Below are 15,409 nucleotides of genomic sequence, written 5' to 3'. Positions count from 1 at the left end.
CCGCGGGTTACCCCCTCTCGTGCAACGAGACATGGCGATGCAGGCACTTGGATTAAATTGCTGCTCCGGCGGACGGCGCTTTCGTCGCGCTCCAACGACGAACGTGTCCCAAGATGTGTCATTAAAACCCGGACAAAAGCGCACTGTGAATTCGTGCGATCAAATTGCCGCAATGGCCCCCGCCGGGGCGTTTGTGGCATCAAAGGGCTGGCACGACCTTCGATTTTTGTGCCCCCAGCCCGGATATGCCCAAGGTCACGATCTCGCCCCCATGCAGATATGTCTGCGGGGATTGGCCCATGCCGACACCCGGCGGCGTCCCCGTTGAAATCACATCCCCCGCCTGCAAGCTCATGAACTGGCTGCAGTAAGACACCAGATGCGGGATCTTGAAAATCAGCGTCGCGGTAGAACCGGTCTGCATGCGTTTGCCGTCCACATCCAGCCACATGTCCATGGCGTTCATGTCGGCAATTTCATCAACGGTCACAAGCCACGGCCCCGTCGGCCCGAATGTGTCGCAGCCTTTGCCCTTGTCCCATGTCCCTGCCCGATTGAGCTGGAAATCACGCTCGGACACATCGTTGATCACGCAAAAGCCCGCGACGTGGTTCATCGCGTCGGCCTCGTCGATATAAGACCCCGGCTCACCGATCACGACACCGAGCTCGACCTCCCAATCGGTTTTGACCGAACCGCGTGGCACTTGAATGTCGTCGTTCGGGCCGACCACCGACGAGGTCCATTTGTTGAAAATGATGGGCTCTTCCGGGATCGGCATGCCCGCCTCTTCGGCGTGATCCGCGTAGTTCAGGCCGATGCAAATGAACTTGCCGATCCCGCCCACGCAAGCCCCAAGGCGCAGGTCGGCTTGTGGCCTGCCCTCGACCAGGGGCAAAGTTTCCGGATCCAGCGCATGCAACGCGTTCAAACCGGACGGTCGCAATGTATCGCCCGCAATATCCGAAACCACGCCCGACAGATCACGCACGCGCCCTGCGGCATCCAGCAGTCCCGGCTTTTCTGCGCCGAGCGCCCCATAGCGAAGAAGTTTCATATCCTATCCTTGTTTGATTGAGGAACTCTGCTTTACACAGTTGCGTCGCGCGCAGCCCAAAGCGCGCCGCGGCGGATGATCTCGGTGACCTGAGGCACCTTGAGATCATCAAGCTCATGACCGATGGAACAGTAGAACACCCGCCCCTTGTCCCAGCGACGTTTCCAGACAACCGGGATCACGGTGCCTTCGATCCACCAAAGATGGTCGCCGGAAAACGTCGTGGTCGCCAGAACATCATTGGATGGGTCAACGAGCATGTAATACTGCTCCGTCGTCAGCCGAAAGCTCCTGATCCCTTCGACGATCGGGTCATCGGGTTTGCAGATGGTGACGTCGTAATCAATATAGTCTTCGCGCGGTTGCAGATTGTCGGGCCATCCCGGTGGATGCGCGACAAACTGCCCTCCGATCAGGAAATGATAGGTCGGGCGGTCGCGAAACGCGTCCCCCATATGCCCGTGCCATCCTGCAATCCCACAGCCGTCACCGATCAACTTTAACAGACCGTCCTCTTGCGGTTTGGTCATGTTGCCGAACTCGTCCTGATGCCCTGACCGCGCCGACGACCAGATCGGCGTGATCAAATCGACATCGGCCAAATCCTCTGGCTGCGCCAGGGGCTCCAGTGTGTCGTAGACGTCGACCGCGAAGCCGTTGGCCTCGAGCAGATCTTTGTACCAATCCGCAAAGTGGGTCGGCGTGTGGCCCTCCCAACCGCCGACAAACAGGGCTGCTTTCATCGCGTTTCCTTTCGCATGAAGGTCAAGATCGACGCCATGTCGCGGGCGCCATAGCCGGCCTGTTCCGCCTCGATCAATTTGGCCAGGGTGACTTCGCCTTGTGGCATCGCAGTGCCCAGCCGCTGTGCCAGGCGCGCCGTGACGTCCATGTCCTTGCGCGCCAGTGAGACGGTAAACGTCACGTCATGGTCGGCCTCGTTCAAATACAGCGGGCGTCGGTATCTCAGCATCGGCGCACAGGCGGCGGAGGCTTCGATCACGTCGAACGCCACCTCGGGCGCGATACCGGCGGCTTCGGCAAGAGACATGGCCTCGGCAAGCGTCTGATTGATCCCGTGGATCAAGGAGTTCACCGCCAGTTTCATCACTGCGCCCGCCCCGGTCGCGCCAAGATATATGGTGTCACGGCCCATCGCATCGAACACGGCAGCAAGCTCTGCATCCGCTTCGCGACATCCAGCCATGATCAGCAAATCAGCGGTTTCGGCCGCCTGCGTCGCCCCTGAGACCGGCGCATCAATCACCCGCATGTCCTGCGGAGCCTGTTCAGCCAGTGCGCGGATGTGGTCCGGGCTCATGGTGCCCATCTCAAGCAGGGTTACGCCCCCTCCCCCCGCGAACAAGCCGTCCTCGCCAAAATGCACCGCATCTGACGCCGCATCATTGGCCAGCATGGTGACGACGGTATCGGCCCCGCGAACAAGCTCCGCTGGCGTCGCGACCGCAGTGCAGCCCTCCGACGCGGCAAAATCACTGGCCGTCTGATGGGTCCTGTTCCAGACGCACACCTCGTGACCCGCCGCAATCAGGTTGCGAGCCATATGCGCGCCCATGCGGCCCAATCCGGCAAACCCCACACGCATCTCAGGCGACCTTCTCAGTGGCCGTGATCCCCGAAATCGCCTGGATCAAGCTCTCCTCGGTGACCTCTTCCGAAGTAAACGTCCGCATCACCCGGCCAGAGAACATCGCCACGATGCGGTCGCTGACATGCAGCACTTCGGGCATTTCGGAACTGACAACGATGACGGCATAGCCCTGCGCAGCCAGATCGCGGATCAGATTGTGAATCTCGGACTTCGACCCAACGTCGATGCCGCGTGTCGGCTCGTCAACGATCAGCACCTTGGGATGCATGGACAGCCATTTCGCAATCACGATCTTCTGTTGGTTGCCGCCGGACAGGTTGCCCACCGTCTGCTTCCAACCCGGCGTCCGAATGTCCAGCTTTTCCTTGTACTTGTCGAAAATCGCCGTTTCAGCGCCCGGCGCCACGAAGGGACCGGAGGACAGCTCACCAACCTGCGGCAACGTCATGTTGTCCCGGCAATTCATACCCAAGACCAGGCCCTGGCCCTTGCGATCCTCCGGGACCAGCGAAATGCCCTTGCTGATCGCATCCGCTGGCGAGGATATGCGCACCTCTTCACCATCCAAAAGGATTTTGCCGCCGCTCGGCTCACGCAGGCCAAAAAGCGTCTCGACGATCTCGGTACGTCCCGCCCCGACCAACCCGTAAAAGCCCAAAACCTCGCCTCGGCGCACGTCAAAGCTGACGTCCTTGAACATGTGTCCGCAGGACAGCCCGCGCACCTCAAGCGCCACATCGCCCAGTTCGTGATTGCTTTCGTTGCGCGACAGATCAAGCGCGCGTCCGATCATCAACTGAGTGACTTCCTCTTCTGTGGTGTTCCGGGTTTCGAGAGTGCCACGATACGACCCGTCCCGCAGAACGCTGATCCGATCGGTGATCTTGAAAATCTCTTCCATCCGGTGAGAAATATAGATGATCCCCACGCCCTGTCGTTGCAGATCCGAAATCACGTCGAACAAAACGACCTTCTCCGCATCCGTCAAAGAGGCCGTGGGTTCGTCAAAAATAACGGCCTTGGCATCCACGGTCAGCGCGCGGGCAATCTCGACCATCTGCTGGTTGGCAATGGACAGATCGCCAACGATGGTCTTGGCGTTGAACCCAACTTTGAGCTTTGCGAGGATCGCGTCGGTTTGTGTGTAAAGCTTCTCCCAATCGACCCGCCCAAAGGAGCGGCGCGGCAGCTCGCCCAGATAGATGTTCTCGGCCACGGTCAGCTCTTCGGCGAGGCTGAGTTCCTGGTGGATAAAAACGATGCCCTTCGATTTCGCCTGCAAGGGCGAGGTCATGACGGTCGGCACTTCCTCCACGATGATCCGGCCCTCCTGCGGCTGGTAGATCCCGCCCAGGACCTTCATCAAGGTTGATTTTCCGGCTCCGTTTTCTCCCATCAGGGCGTGGACCTCGCCCGGCATCACCGAGAGTGAAACGCCATCAAGCGCGCGGACGCCGGGAAAGGTCTTGACGATCCCTTCGAGGCGCAAGGCCGGTGTCTGATCGCTCATAACTTCAACTCCTCTTTGCCTTTGGTGTTCAGCTGCCGGTCCAGGAACAGGACCGCGATCAGGATCAGGCCGATCACAAGGTTCACGGTCGACGTGTCGGCCCCAATGTGACCCAGTCCCTTGCGCAGCAACTGGATGGCCAGAACACCGCCCAGGGTGGAGACAATCGACCCTGCCCCGCCGGTCAGCTTCGTGCCGCCCAGCACGACGGCGGTGATGACCCAAAGCTCATAAAGCTGCCCATCGTTTGGATTGACCGACCCGGATTCAGAGTAGAACACCACGGCAGACAGGGCGGCGAGAAAACCGATGATCATGAAATTGATCAGCATGTGCGGACCAACCTTGATGCCGGCGTTCACAGCTGCATCCCGATTGTCGCCAATGGCATAGGCGTTGCGCCCGTGGACCGTGCGGGTCATCAGATACCACATCACCAGCGTCACGATGGCCAGAAACCAGGTCGCCGTATGCAGCCCAAGGAACTGTGCTTCTGCGAAATCCACCAGTGTCCAGTTCAGGCTCGAGGTCGGGGTTTCACCGTTGTACATGAACACCAGCCCGCGAAAGCCCAGCATGGAGCCCAGCGTCACGATGAACGCGTCGACGCCGGTCTTCCACACGATGAATCCGTTGATCGCCCCAAGACCAACCCCGGTCAGCAAGGCCAGGGCCCATGACACAGGGATCACCCAATCGCCCAGCCCCGCAAAGACCGTCCAGGTCAGACTGTCGAGCAGGATCACCGCAGACAGTGCAAAGATCGCCCCGACGCTCAGGTCGATATTCCCGTTGACCATGATGATGGTCATGCCCATGGCGATGATGCCGATGGGGGCCGATTGCTTGAGCAACAACAGCATGTTGTCCACATCCATGAAGGCCTTGTCGGACAGCGACATGAATTCGCCCGCCACGCTGAAGAAGATCAGCTCTATAACGATAAAGCCCCAAATCGCGCCGTTCTTGAGAAACTTGGACAGGTTTCCAGCTTCCATTTTTCCGCTCCCTTACGCGATTGTCGACAAAAGCTTGCCGCGCTTGGCTGCAATATCGAGCCAGACTGCAAGAATGATGATGGCCCATGTCACGACGAACTGGACATAGAACTGGAGGCCAACCAGCAGCAGACCGTTCTGGATGAACCCAAGGATCAGCACGCCGATGACAGTTTTGAAGATCGTTCCAGACCCGCCCAGCAACGATGCGCCGCCCAGGATCACGGCGGCCAGCACGTCAAGTTCAAGTCCCTGGCCGACGGTGTTTTGCGACCCCAGCGACCGGCTGGCCTGGATAAGCCCCGCCACGGCCACGCAAAACGACGACATCACGTAACACAAGAAGACGATGCGCGCCCGCTTGATGCCCGAAAAGGTCGCGGCGGTTCCGTTGCCGCCAACCGCATAGACTTTGCGTCCAAATGGCGTTTTCGCCAATACGATCCCCAAGAGCGCCGCCAAAAGCAGGAAAATCAGGATGGGTACGGGGATACCAAGCGCCGAGCCTTGGCCAAAGACGCTGAACCACGTCCCTTCCTTGTCGGCGATATCCATGTTCTGACCGCCAGAATACGTCAGCGTCAAACCGTGTATCGCAGAGAGCATCCCCAGCGTCACAATCAGCGAGTTCAGTTTGAGGTAGCCCACCAGAAATCCGATGAAGGCCCCCAGACACAGCGTCATGACAAACATCGCGGGAATGGCCAGGACGGGGCCGATCTTGTCATGCAGATCCAGAACCACAATGGTCGAGAACGACATCATCGACCCGACGGACAAGTCCAGATTGCCGCTGATGACCACAAAGGTCACACCAAGCGCCATGACCCCCAGAATGGCAGAGGATCGCACCACACCCATCACATTTTCAGGGCTCAGAAATCGTCCGTTCGCCAACGTGAACCCGATGATGAACACGGCAAATGCAATCAAGATGCCCTGCCGCGCCAAAAATCGTCCTATGCCTGCTTTAGACATGCTCTCCATATTCCCCTCCCACGGGCCAAGGCCCAGCCACTGACGCTTCTGGATCAGACCAGGGTCATTCCGCCGTCGATCATGACGATCTGGCCGGTCATGTAGTCACTGTCTCTGGACGCCAGATATGTCGTCGTCCCGGTGATATCGTCCGGCTTGGCAACGCGCCCGCGCAGGATCTCGGACGAGAACTCTTCCATCGCTTGTCCCGGACGCTCTGCGGCACCGATCTTCATCAGGTCCTGATCGACCTGCTCCCACATTTCCGTGGCCACGACCCCGGGCGCAAACCCCGTGACGGTGATGTTGTGCTTGGCCAGATCGCGCGCGCCCGACTGGGTCAGCGCCACAACGGCGAATTTACTGGCACAATACGGAGCAACATTGTCGAACCCTTGCCGGCTGGCAATGGATGCGGTGTTGATGATCTTGCCGCCCGTGCCTTGGGCGATCATCTGACTGGCCGCTTCCTGCATGCCGATCATGCACCCCAATCCGTTGACGCCCATAATGAAATTCCAGTTGTCTTCGGTCACATCCAGGAAATTCATCGGACGGTTCACGCCGGCATTGTTGAATTTGACATCAAGCTTGCCAAAGCGCTCGACCGTATGCGCGATCATCGCCTTGACGGACCCTCGATCCGTGACGTCGACCTGCGCATAGGTCACCTTGCCACCATGTTGCGCCGATCTTTCCGCGTTGGCTGTTGCCACTTGCGCAACCTTGTCGCCGTTGATGTCCGCAAAACAGACGTCAGCCCCTTCGTCCAGCAACGCCTCGGCAATCGCGCGTCCGATGCCTTGCGCGGCCCCCGTCACAATACAAGACCGCCCTGTCACACGCCCCATGACACGTCCCCCGGTAGATTTATGATGATGATAAAGCGAAGCGGGGCGCCGAAGCGCCCCTCAACACGGGAGGTGATCAGAACACCGGCTTTGTGAATTCCGTCATGTTGTCCTGCGTGATCTTGGGCGTGTCGAAGTAGTTAAGGAACGGCAGCTCCTCACCGCTGATCAGGTCGATCGCGGACTGAAGCGCGGCTTCTGCGTCATCAACCGGCGACTGGTAGATGGACCCCCAGTATTCGCCACGCTCCATCGCCTCGTAGCCAACGGCAAAGTTGGTGGCCCCCACAAAGGTGATCCCTTCGGCACGGTCAGCCGCCAGTGCCGCGTTCAATGCGCCGACACCCATGTTGTCATCACCGGCATAGACACCGTCGATGTCGTCATATTTGACAAGGAACGCTTCCATGACTTGCTGGGATTTTTCGCGGTTCCAGTCGCCGGGCTGGGTCTCGACCAGCGTCACATTCGGGCAGACCTCTGGCAGGCGGTCGTCAAAGCCCTTCTGACGCTCGATGGCGGTGGTGTAGCCTGGCTGGCCGGAAATCTGCACGACGCGCGCTTCGTCTTCGATGCCCAGCGCCTTGAAGCGGTCACACATGATTTCTGCGGACCGCGACCCTTGCGTGATGTTGTCCGGACCGGAGAAGGTCGAAACAAAGTCGAACCCGGCTTCGGCAATGTTGGAATTTGTAACGATAACAGGGATTTCGGCGGAATGCGCCTTGCGAACGGCGGGGATGACCGCTTCGCCGTTGGTTGGCCAGATGATGATGGCGTCGACGTCCTGCTGGATCAGATCTTCCATCTGCGCGATCTGGCGGGCGACGTCGCCACCGGCATCCAGAACCACGACTTCAACATTATCATTGGCTTCGGCGGCGGCGATAAAGGCGTTTTCGTAGGTGGTTTGATAGCTGTCGACGCCGACGTTGTTTTGCGTGATGCCGATGCGCATCGGGCTGTGGCTTTCGGCATAAGCTGCGCCCGCGACGCTCAATGCTGTGGTGGCCGCCGTCGCAGTCAGGATTGTGCGTAGAGTCATGGTGATCTCCTCCAAGAACATTTTAGACATTTCGTCTGCTCCCCACTCTCCCGATGGGGAATCATCATCCGGCGTGCCGGTATGATCGCAGCCACCTTGCACCCACGTACCTTGGCTGCCCTCCCTGAATAACGTCCATTCTCGACAATAAAATATCCATATTGGATTTTTTCGCGATACATTCCGGATCCATTCTCACGTCTAGATGGATCACAGCTCATGACGATTTCCAAAAAATCCGAATTGAACAAAGCAAGCGACCAAAAACAGTCAAGACAACGCCAAAATGAAGGAAAGGGAATTGGAAGGGGCATGAACGTCATGAATGAAGAGACTTTCAATCAGCTCATGCCGCCCCAAGCGAGGGCCGACATGCTGAGCGTGCTGTCCTTTATAGAAGAGTTCGGCGACGAACTTGAAAACTCTTCCGACCTATTGGCCCTCACCCCGAATTTGCGCATTTCGGCTCATCTGATCCGCGGCCATCTTGAGGGGCGGCTGATCACAATGACCTCTTTGATCGGCGCCAGTCGCGCGCCCTACGCAACGGCCAACCGGCGCATCAAGGACATGCAAGAGGCGGGGCTGATTGATCAGCGGCCACGCACTGCGACCGGCAAGAGCTTTTCCCTGCATCCCAGCGTTCACCTGATGGAACAATGGACACAGCTGGCCAGCCGCGTGCACCGGATGGCAAGCGCGCATTTCAACGGCGGCGCCACGACGGACACGACCGAATACTACTACGGTGAGTCCTACATGAAGGCGAAATCAATCCCGCCGATGGAGGTGCTGGTAGAGCCGCTCAAGCTCGCGGGAGGGCTGCGGGTTCTGGTCCACGGGGATCCGACCTTCATGGTGATGGACAACCTCAAACGGCAATTCGAACAGACAATCGGCACGCAAATTCACCAACGCGCTTTTTCCATCGACCGCTTGCGCGAAGAAACAATGCGCAATGCAAACCGCAAATCGAGCAATTACGATATTATCGCCGTCGATTTGCCATGGGTCGGTGGTTTCGCTGAAAGCAACGTTTTGATGCCGCTCGACGTTGCGATGGATATTGCCCGCATCGATCCGTCCGATTTTCACACGGCGGGTTGGCAAGCGGCGCATTGGAATGGTCGCGCCTTTGGCATTCCCGCGCAAACAACGCCGGAGCTGTTGTTCTATCGCAAGGATCTTTTCACCCGCGCGGGCATCGCACCACCGGCAACGACGCATGAATTGCTGAGTGCGGCCAAGGCATTGCACAATCCGCAACGCGGACTGCACGGGATCGCCTGGAATGCGGCGCGCGGCACGGCATTGGGTCACACCGTTCTGATGACATTGGCAGATTTCGGGCAACCGATCCTTGATCTGAAACCCAATGCGGGCGGCTTTGACACGCAGGATCTGGCGAAACGCAATTACCGTGTCACCATTGATACGGCCGCCGGTTTGCAGGCCGCAGAATTCCTCAACGAGCTGCTCAAGTATTCCCCGCCGGATATTCTGTCCATGTCGTGGTATGAGCGCATTCGCCCCTATGCGGCGGGCCGGATTGCCATGGCGTACGGCTATACGCTGCTCGCCCCGTATTTTGAACTGGATGACGCGTCCCCGGCCAATGGCCAGACCGGGTATCTGCCGCATCCCGCAGGGCCGAACGGCGCACCGATCGCACCTGTGGGGGGCTATGTGATGGGCATCCCGGCAAATCTGCCCAAGGAACGTGTTGCTGCGGCGGTCGAGGCCTTGCTGGTCTTCACCTCGCCACCGGCACAAAAACTCTATGTCCAGAACGGCAGTCGGACGAACCCGCGGTATTCCGTGGGGTCCGACCCCGATGTGCGCCGCCTGTCGCCCATATTCGAAGCGGTCGACGCCATGTCCTGGCGCGACGAGCTTCAGTTCTGGCCCCGCCCGCCGATCCCGGAAATCTGCGAGATCATCCAGATTTGCGGAGAAGAGTTCCACGACATGCTGCGCGGGATCATCAGCCTGCAAAAAGCACTGCGTCGCGCGCAGGAGAGAGCCGACGCAACCTTGGCACCACCCCCATAATCATGACGTCAGGAGGAGACATCCATGGACCCCAACCGCCTCAAAGGTAAGAATATTCTCATCACCGGAGCCGCCCGCGGCATGGGTGAAGCCAATGCACGCTCCTTCGCTGAACAAGGCGCAAATGTGTGCATCGGCGATCTCGACCTCGAGATGGCTCAAACGGTCGCTGACGACATCAACGCCGCCAACAACGGCAAGGCAATCGCGATCAGGATGGATGTCACCAAGCGCGAAGACAACGCCGCCGCCGTGGCTGCGACCGTCGACGCTTTTGGCTCGATCAATGTCGGCGTGTTCAACGCAGGCCTGAACAAGCCCCGGTTCTTCATGGATATCGACGAAGACAACTGGGACCTGATCATGAACGTCAACACCAAGGCGATGTGGCTTGGCATGCAGGAAACCGCTCGCCAGATGATCGCCCAAGGCCCGATGGAAGATCACCCCTACAAGCTTATCAACGTGGGCTCCATCGCCTCCCGCAAGCCGTTGGTGGATGTCACCGTCTACTGTACATCAAAATACGGCTGCCTCGCTCTGACGCATTGTGGCGCAATCGGGCTGGCCGAGCATGGCATCACCGTAAACGGCTACGCGCCGGGCGTCGTGGTGACCCCTCTTTGGGAACAGCTGGACAAGGACCTCGTGGACATCGGCTTCAAGCAAAAAGAGGGGCAGGCCTACGACGACATCGTGCGCGATGCGCTTCAGATCAAGCGCGTGTCCTACCCCAGGGACATTGTCGGCACCGCGTCATTCCTTGCCAGCAATGACAGCGACTACATGACCGGCCAGATGATCCACGTCGATGGCGGCTGGTGCATCCAGTAACCGGCCACGCATTTCAAATCCGTATGTCAAACGGGGCTAACGCTCCCGAAGGAGACTTCCATGTCAGAACGTCCAGGCAATGCCCTCATGCCAAACCTGCTCACACCGCAGGATCTTGAACCCAATTGGGAGTGGCGCGAAAAGCTGCCCGCCCATGGCCACATGTCCGTGGATTTCGAACGCCGGATCGACCACGACCGCCTGCGCCGCTACCGTCTGGCCCGGACCCGTCAGTCGCTTAAGAACTCGAACGCGGGCACGCTGCTGCTGTTCGACGTGAACAACATCCGCTACGTGTCCGCCACCAAGATCGGCGAATGGGAACGCGACAAGATGTGCCGTTTCTGCCTGCTGACAGGGGACGACAGCCCCTATGTCTGGGACTTTGGGTCCGCCGCAGAACACCACAAGCGCCACTCCGACTGGCTGGAGCCAAGCCATTGCCTTGCTGGCGTTGTGGGCATGCGCGGCACCATCCCGCCGGAATTCGGCCTGATGCAGAAATACGCCAAGCAGATCGCCGGATTGATCCGCGACGCGGGAATGGCCGATATGCCCGTTGGCGTGGATTATGCCGAAACGGCCATGTTCCACGCGCTGCAACAAGAAGGTCTGAACGTGGTGGATGGCCAACAGATCATGCTGGCGGCGCGTGAAATCAAGAATACGGACGAAATCCAGCTTTTGACCCAGGCGGCGGCCATGGTCGATGGCGTCTATCACATGATCTACGAAGAGCTGAAACCGGGCGTGCGCGAAAACGATATCGTCGCCCTGTCCAACAAGATGCTCTACGAAATGGGCTCGGACGATGTGGAAGCGATCAACGCCATTTCCGGCGAACGCTGCAATCCGCACCCGCACAACTTCACCGACCGCCTGATCCGGCCCGGCGATCAGGCTTTCTTTGATATCCTGCAATCCTACCAGGGCTATCGCACCTGCTACTACCGCACGTTCAACGTCGGTCGCGCGACACCCTCGCAGAACGACGCCTATGTGAAGGCCCGCGAATGGATTGATGCCTCCATCGCGATGATCAAACCCGGCGTGTCTACTGACAAGGTGGCCGAAGTCTGGCCAACGGCGGAATCCCTCGGTTTTGCAAGCGAAGATCAGGCCTTTGGTCTGCAATTCGGTCACGGGCTGGGCCTTGCGCTGCACGAACGGCCCATCATCTCCCGCGCCGTGTCCATGGATCACCCAATGGAGATCCAGACCGGTATGGTCTTCGCCCTGGAAACCTACTGCCCCGCAAGCGACGGCTATTCCGCCGCCCGGATCGAGGAAGAAGTCGTCGTGACAGAGAACGGCTGCGAGGTCATCAGCCTCTTCCCTGCCGAAGAACTGCCCATCGCGAACCGCTACTGACATGGGCAACCCGTTTGACCTGAGCGGTCGCAAAGCACTGGTCACCGGCGGAGCAACCGGCATCGGCGAGGGCATAGCCCTCGGCCTTGCCGCCGCCGGGGCCGATGTGGCGCTGACCTACCGAAGCCATGAACCCGACGAAACGCTCGCCAGGATCAAAGCCCTGGGCGTCAAGGGTGCCGCCGTGCAGGCCGACTTTGCCGGCATGGATCAAGCCGCGGCAGACCGTGTGGTGGCCTTTGCCAGCGACGCGCTCGGCGGGCTCGACATCCTTGTGAACAACGCCGGGATCATCCACCGCGAGGACAGCACCGACATGCCGCTGGACGATTGGCGGCGCGTGATCTCCGTCAACCTCGACTCCGTCTGGCTGCTGTCTCAGGCGGCGGGCACGCGCATGGTGGCCCAAGGTTCGGGCAAGATCATCATCGTGTCCTCTGTCCTGGCATCACAAGGCGGCTTGCGCGTGCCCGCCTATGTGTCCAGCAAACATGCGGTCGTTGGCCTGACCAAAGCGCTATGCAACGAATGGGCGCCGCGCGGTGTCAACGTCAACAGCATCGCACCGGGCTACACCGCCACGGACAACACGCAGGCTCTGCGTGACGACCCCGACCGGTCAAAAGCCCTGCTGGATCGCATACCCGCCGGTCGCTTTGCCGACCCTTCCGAAATCGCGGGGGCGGCGGTTTTTCTGGCGTCTGACGCCGCAAGTTACTGCCACGGAAGCGTGGTCACCGTCGATGGCGGCTGGCTCGCCCGCTAGGAGAAAACCATGGAACACTCACTCGAAGGCAAAACGGCATTGATCACGGCCGCAGGCGCCGGCATCGGACGCGCCAGCGCCGAGGCGCTCGCGGCGCGCGGTGCCAAGGTCATCGCCACCGATCTGGATGGCGCGGCGGTTGCCGAACTGGCGGAAACCTCGCCCAATATCACGGGATACGCCCTGGACGTTCTCGACGCCGCGGCGGTCGACGCGATCGTTGCCTCCGCAGGCACCGTGAATATCCTGCTGAACTGCGCCGGCTGGGTGCATGACGGCACGATCCTGGATTGCGACGAAGATGTCTGGGACCGCGCCTTCGATCTGAACGCAAAGGCCATGTACCGCATCACCAAGGCCGTGCTGCCCGGTATGCTCGCCAACAAGAGCGGCTCAATCATCAACATCGCGTCCATCGTCTCCAGCGAAAAGGGCGCGCCGCGCCGCTTTGCCTACGGCGCGTCAAAGGCCGCCATCATCGGCATGACCAAATCCATCGCGGCTGACTTCGTCAAGGATGGCATCCGCTGTAACGCAATCTGTCCCGGCACCGTGCAGAGCCCGTCATTGAATGATCGCCTGGCCGCCACGGGGGACTACGACAAGGCGCTGGCCGCGTTTCAGGACCGGCAGCCCATGGGCCGCCTTGGCCAGCCCGAAGAAATTGCCGAAATGGTGTGTTACCTCGCAGGCGACCTTGCGGCGTTCACCACCGGGCAGGCCTTTGCCGTCGACGGTGGGTGGTCGATCTGATGGGACTGGAGCGTGCCGCCTCGATCGAGGACCTGCGCCTGCGCGCCAAGGGCCGGATTCCGCGCTTTGCCTTCGATCTGGTCGATGGCGGCGCGGAAAGCGAACGCAACATGCGCCGCAACGCCGAGGCCTTCGAAGAGGTCGAGCTGACACCGCGCTACATGGTCGACGTGTCAAAAATCGACACGCGCACGACCATTTTCGGACAGACCTTTGATCAGCCCTTCGGCATGCCCCCCATCGGGATGCTCAATGCCTTTTGGCCGGGGGCTGACCTCACCCTGGCGCGGCTCTGCAAGGCGCAGAACATCCCCTACACGGCAAGCTCGGCCTCTTCGACCACGCTCGAAGCTCTGGCCTACGCTGCCGATGGCAACGGCTGGTTCCAACTCTACGTCTCAAGCGACACAAACGTGACCGAAGGGTTGATCGCCCGGGCAGAGGCCGCAGGCTACACAACGCTGATGGTCACCGCCGATGTCCCGGCCGCAGGAAAGCGCGACCGCGATATCCGCAATCAGCTTGCCGTGCCCTTCCGCTTTACGCCCGAAGTGATCTTTCAATGCATGTGCAACCCGCGTTGGGCATTGACCAGCCTCAAACACGGCACACCGAATGTGGCCAACTATGCCGACCTTCTGCAAAGCGCGACCTCCTATGCAGAGGTGCAAAAAACGCTGATTACGCCAGGGTTCACCTGGGACGACCTCAAACACCTGCGCGAGCGCTGGAAAGGCAGGCTTCTGGTCAAGGGCATCTTGCATCCCCAGGACGCCGTGACCTGCGCCGAACTGGGCTGCGATGGCATTGTCGTGTCGAACCATGGCGGGCGCCAGGTGGCCTTTGGTCCGCCCTCCATCGAGGCTCTGCCCGCAATTGCTGACGCGGTCGCGGGCCGCATGACGATCATCCTCGACAGTGGCATCCGTCGCGGCGCCGATATCCTGCGCGCAAGGGCTTTGGGCGCCGACTTCACCTTTGCAGGCCGCGCCTTTGCCTATGGTGTTGGCGCGGGGGGTGACGCAGGCGCGCGGCGTGCGTTTGAGATTTTGCAGCTGGAGCTGGTGCGCGCCCTGGGCCAACTCGGTGTGCCGTCTTTCGAGGCCGTCGGACCGTCTGCACTCAGCACCGTCCGGGCAGCAACGCCTTAAAGCACGCTGGTCGCCGGTTAAGTTGGCCAAAGACTGTGGCGCTCCCGACAGCGCATAGGCTTCGTTAAGGCGCGCGTTGGGGGCAAACTGATCCCGGGATGGAATTTGGGATTTCAGGCATCTTGCCTGCTTGCCAATCGTCCGCCGCTCTTCTGTGACGGCCTGTCCCGCGTATTCCCCGCGGCTGCCGACGACAGGACCAGACGATGAAACCATCGGCTGAAACACCCGGATCGGTCATCCTGAAACTGATGGCCGGTCAGGCGCTCCACGTTCACGGAGGGAGGCTTGGTCTCTCGCAGATGGCTCTCGAGGTGACGGTAGAAATCACAAATCACGCCGGTGTAAACCAATCCTGCCCCAACGTCATGCAGTACGACCTGGAAGAGGTTAACAACCGACCGGTTTTGCACCGGTAACCGGTCGGTTCG

At 59.9% G+C, this 15,409-nt stretch carries 15 protein-coding genes; 7 read left to right on the top strand and 8 right to left on the bottom strand.

The genetic code is table 11. The features are described 5' to 3' along the window. Positions 1–199: 199 nt before the first annotated feature. From GGQ68_RS14250 to GGQ68_RS14215, 8 genes are all read right to left on the bottom strand, one after another. On the bottom strand, positions 200–1,057 hold the full coding sequence (locus tag GGQ68_RS14250; RefSeq protein WP_183967137.1) for a fumarylacetoacetate hydrolase family protein: 858 nt from the start codon (positions 1,055–1,057) through the stop codon (positions 200–202). 32 nt (positions 1,058–1,089) lie between these two features. Next, positions 1,090–1,800 carry a ThuA domain-containing protein gene (locus GGQ68_RS14245; protein ID WP_183967135.1) on the bottom strand — a complete coding sequence of 237 codons (711 nt, stop codon included), beginning with the start codon at positions 1,798–1,800 and terminating at the stop codon, positions 1,090–1,092. Beyond that, positions 1,797–2,663 carry an NAD(P)-dependent oxidoreductase gene (locus tag GGQ68_RS14240; RefSeq protein ID WP_183967133.1) on the bottom strand — a complete coding sequence of 289 codons (867 nt, stop codon included), beginning with the start codon at positions 2,661–2,663 and terminating at the stop codon, positions 1,797–1,799. Before GGQ68_RS14240 ends, GGQ68_RS14245 begins: the two co-directional genes overlap by 4 nt. A gap of 1 nt (position 2,664) precedes the next feature. Continuing rightward, positions 2,665–4,179 (bottom strand): sugar ABC transporter ATP-binding protein, encoded by a 1,515-nt coding sequence (locus tag GGQ68_RS14235; protein ID WP_183967132.1) that lies wholly within the window; start codon positions 4,177–4,179, stop codon positions 2,665–2,667. Continuing rightward, a complete protein-coding gene (locus GGQ68_RS14230) occupies positions 4,176–5,177 on the bottom strand; it encodes an ABC transporter permease (RefSeq protein ID WP_183967130.1) in 1,002 nt (333 codons plus the stop codon). The genes GGQ68_RS14235 and GGQ68_RS14230 overlap by 4 nt, the downstream gene beginning before the upstream one ends. A 12-nt stretch (positions 5,178–5,189) precedes the next feature. After that, positions 5,190–6,164 carry an ABC transporter permease gene (locus tag GGQ68_RS14225; RefSeq protein WP_183967128.1) on the bottom strand — a complete coding sequence of 325 codons (975 nt, stop codon included), beginning with the start codon at positions 6,162–6,164 and terminating at the stop codon, positions 5,190–5,192. Positions 6,165–6,208: 44 nt separating this feature from the next. Continuing rightward, positions 6,209–7,006 (bottom strand): SDR family NAD(P)-dependent oxidoreductase, encoded by a 798-nt coding sequence (locus tag GGQ68_RS14220; protein ID WP_183967126.1) that lies wholly within the window; start codon positions 7,004–7,006, stop codon positions 6,209–6,211. A 76-nt stretch (positions 7,007–7,082) separates the two neighbouring features. After that, the gene (locus tag GGQ68_RS14215; protein WP_183967124.1) at positions 7,083–8,051 is read right to left on the bottom strand and encodes a sugar ABC transporter substrate-binding protein; all 969 of its coding nucleotides are present in this window, start codon (positions 8,049–8,051) and stop codon (positions 7,083–7,085) included. 312 nt (positions 8,052–8,363) lie between these two features. Here GGQ68_RS14215 and GGQ68_RS14210 point away from each other — a divergent pair, with 312 nt between their 5' ends. The 7 genes from GGQ68_RS14210 (at position 8,364) to GGQ68_RS14180 (ending at position 15,397) form a co-directional block, all read left to right on the top strand. Beyond that, positions 8,364–10,103, top strand: coding sequence for an ABC transporter substrate-binding protein (locus tag GGQ68_RS14210; protein ID WP_183967121.1), 1,740 nt, complete (start codon positions 8,364–8,366; stop codon positions 10,101–10,103). A 24-nt stretch (positions 10,104–10,127) separates the two neighbouring features. Beyond that, positions 10,128–10,937: an SDR family NAD(P)-dependent oxidoreductase gene (locus tag GGQ68_RS14205; RefSeq protein WP_183967119.1), complete on the top strand. Its 810-nt coding sequence runs from the start codon at positions 10,128–10,130 to the stop codon at positions 10,935–10,937. 60 nt (positions 10,938–10,997) lie between these two features. Next, complete coding sequence (locus GGQ68_RS14200; protein WP_183967117.1) at positions 10,998–12,308, top strand: M24 family metallopeptidase; 1,311 nt, start codon at positions 10,998–11,000, stop codon at positions 12,306–12,308. A 1-nt stretch (position 12,309) separates the two neighbouring features. Then, on the top strand, positions 12,310–13,074 hold the full coding sequence (locus GGQ68_RS14195) for an SDR family oxidoreductase (RefSeq protein WP_183967115.1): 765 nt from the start codon (positions 12,310–12,312) through the stop codon (positions 13,072–13,074). A 9-nt stretch (positions 13,075–13,083) separates the two neighbouring features. Next, entirely contained in the window at positions 13,084–13,827 is a 744-nt protein-coding gene (locus GGQ68_RS14190) for an SDR family oxidoreductase (RefSeq protein WP_183967113.1), read from the top strand. Then, positions 13,827–14,978: an alpha-hydroxy acid oxidase gene (locus GGQ68_RS14185; protein ID WP_221235602.1), complete on the top strand. Its 1,152-nt coding sequence runs from the start codon at positions 13,827–13,829 to the stop codon at positions 14,976–14,978. Before GGQ68_RS14190 ends, GGQ68_RS14185 begins: the two co-directional genes overlap by 1 nt. A gap of 206 nt (positions 14,979–15,184) precedes the next feature. Next, complete coding sequence (locus GGQ68_RS14180) at positions 15,185–15,397, top strand: hypothetical protein (protein WP_183967109.1); 213 nt, start codon at positions 15,185–15,187, stop codon at positions 15,395–15,397. Positions 15,398–15,409: the final 12 nt, after the last annotated feature.

Origin of the sequence: Sagittula marina (assembly GCF_014196795.1) — a bacterium.
Lineage (GTDB): Bacteria > Pseudomonadota > Alphaproteobacteria > Rhodobacterales > Rhodobacteraceae > Sagittula > Sagittula marina.
The sequence above is the reverse complement of the archived record's forward strand: the minus strand, read 5'-3'. Positions and strand labels throughout refer to the sequence as shown.

What these genes read in the sequence shown, in the direction of transcription:
- GGQ68_RS14250 (WP_183967137.1), bottom strand. Translation starts at nt 1,057, where the DNA reads ATGAAACTTCTTCGCTATGGGGCGCTCGGCGCAGAAAAGCCGGGACTG.
- GGQ68_RS14245 (WP_183967135.1), bottom strand. Translation starts at nt 1,800, where the DNA reads ATGAAAGCAGCCCTGTTTGTCGGCGGTTGGGAGGGCCACACGCCGACC.
- GGQ68_RS14240 (WP_183967133.1), bottom strand. Translation starts at nt 2,663, where the DNA reads ATGCGTGTGGGGTTTGCCGGATTGGGCCGCATGGGCGCGCATATGGCT.
- GGQ68_RS14235 (WP_183967132.1), bottom strand. Translation starts at nt 4,179, where the DNA reads ATGAGCGATCAGACACCGGCCTTGCGCCTCGAAGGGATCGTCAAGACC.
- GGQ68_RS14230 (WP_183967130.1), bottom strand. Translation starts at nt 5,177, where the DNA reads ATGGAAGCTGGAAACCTGTCCAAGTTTCTCAAGAACGGCGCGATTTGG.
- GGQ68_RS14225 (WP_183967128.1), bottom strand. Translation starts at nt 6,164, where the DNA reads ATGGAGAGCATGTCTAAAGCAGGCATAGGACGATTTTTGGCGCGGCAG.
- GGQ68_RS14220 (WP_183967126.1), bottom strand. Translation starts at nt 7,006, where the DNA reads ATGGGGCGTGTGACAGGGCGGTCTTGTATTGTGACGGGGGCCGCGCAA.
- GGQ68_RS14215 (WP_183967124.1), bottom strand. Translation starts at nt 8,051, where the DNA reads ATGACTCTACGCACAATCCTGACTGCGACGGCGGCCACCACAGCATTG.
- GGQ68_RS14210 (WP_183967121.1), top strand. Translation starts at nt 8,364, where the DNA reads ATGAACGTCATGAATGAAGAGACTTTCAATCAGCTCATGCCGCCCCAA.
- GGQ68_RS14205 (WP_183967119.1), top strand. Translation starts at nt 10,128, where the DNA reads ATGGACCCCAACCGCCTCAAAGGTAAGAATATTCTCATCACCGGAGCC.
- GGQ68_RS14200 (WP_183967117.1), top strand. Translation starts at nt 10,998, where the DNA reads ATGTCAGAACGTCCAGGCAATGCCCTCATGCCAAACCTGCTCACACCG.
- GGQ68_RS14195 (WP_183967115.1), top strand. Translation starts at nt 12,310, where the DNA reads ATGGGCAACCCGTTTGACCTGAGCGGTCGCAAAGCACTGGTCACCGGC.
- GGQ68_RS14190 (WP_183967113.1), top strand. Translation starts at nt 13,084, where the DNA reads ATGGAACACTCACTCGAAGGCAAAACGGCATTGATCACGGCCGCAGGC.
- GGQ68_RS14185 (WP_221235602.1), top strand. Translation starts at nt 13,827, where the DNA reads ATGGGACTGGAGCGTGCCGCCTCGATCGAGGACCTGCGCCTGCGCGCC.
- GGQ68_RS14180 (WP_183967109.1), top strand. Translation starts at nt 15,185, where the DNA reads ATGAAACCATCGGCTGAAACACCCGGATCGGTCATCCTGAAACTGATG.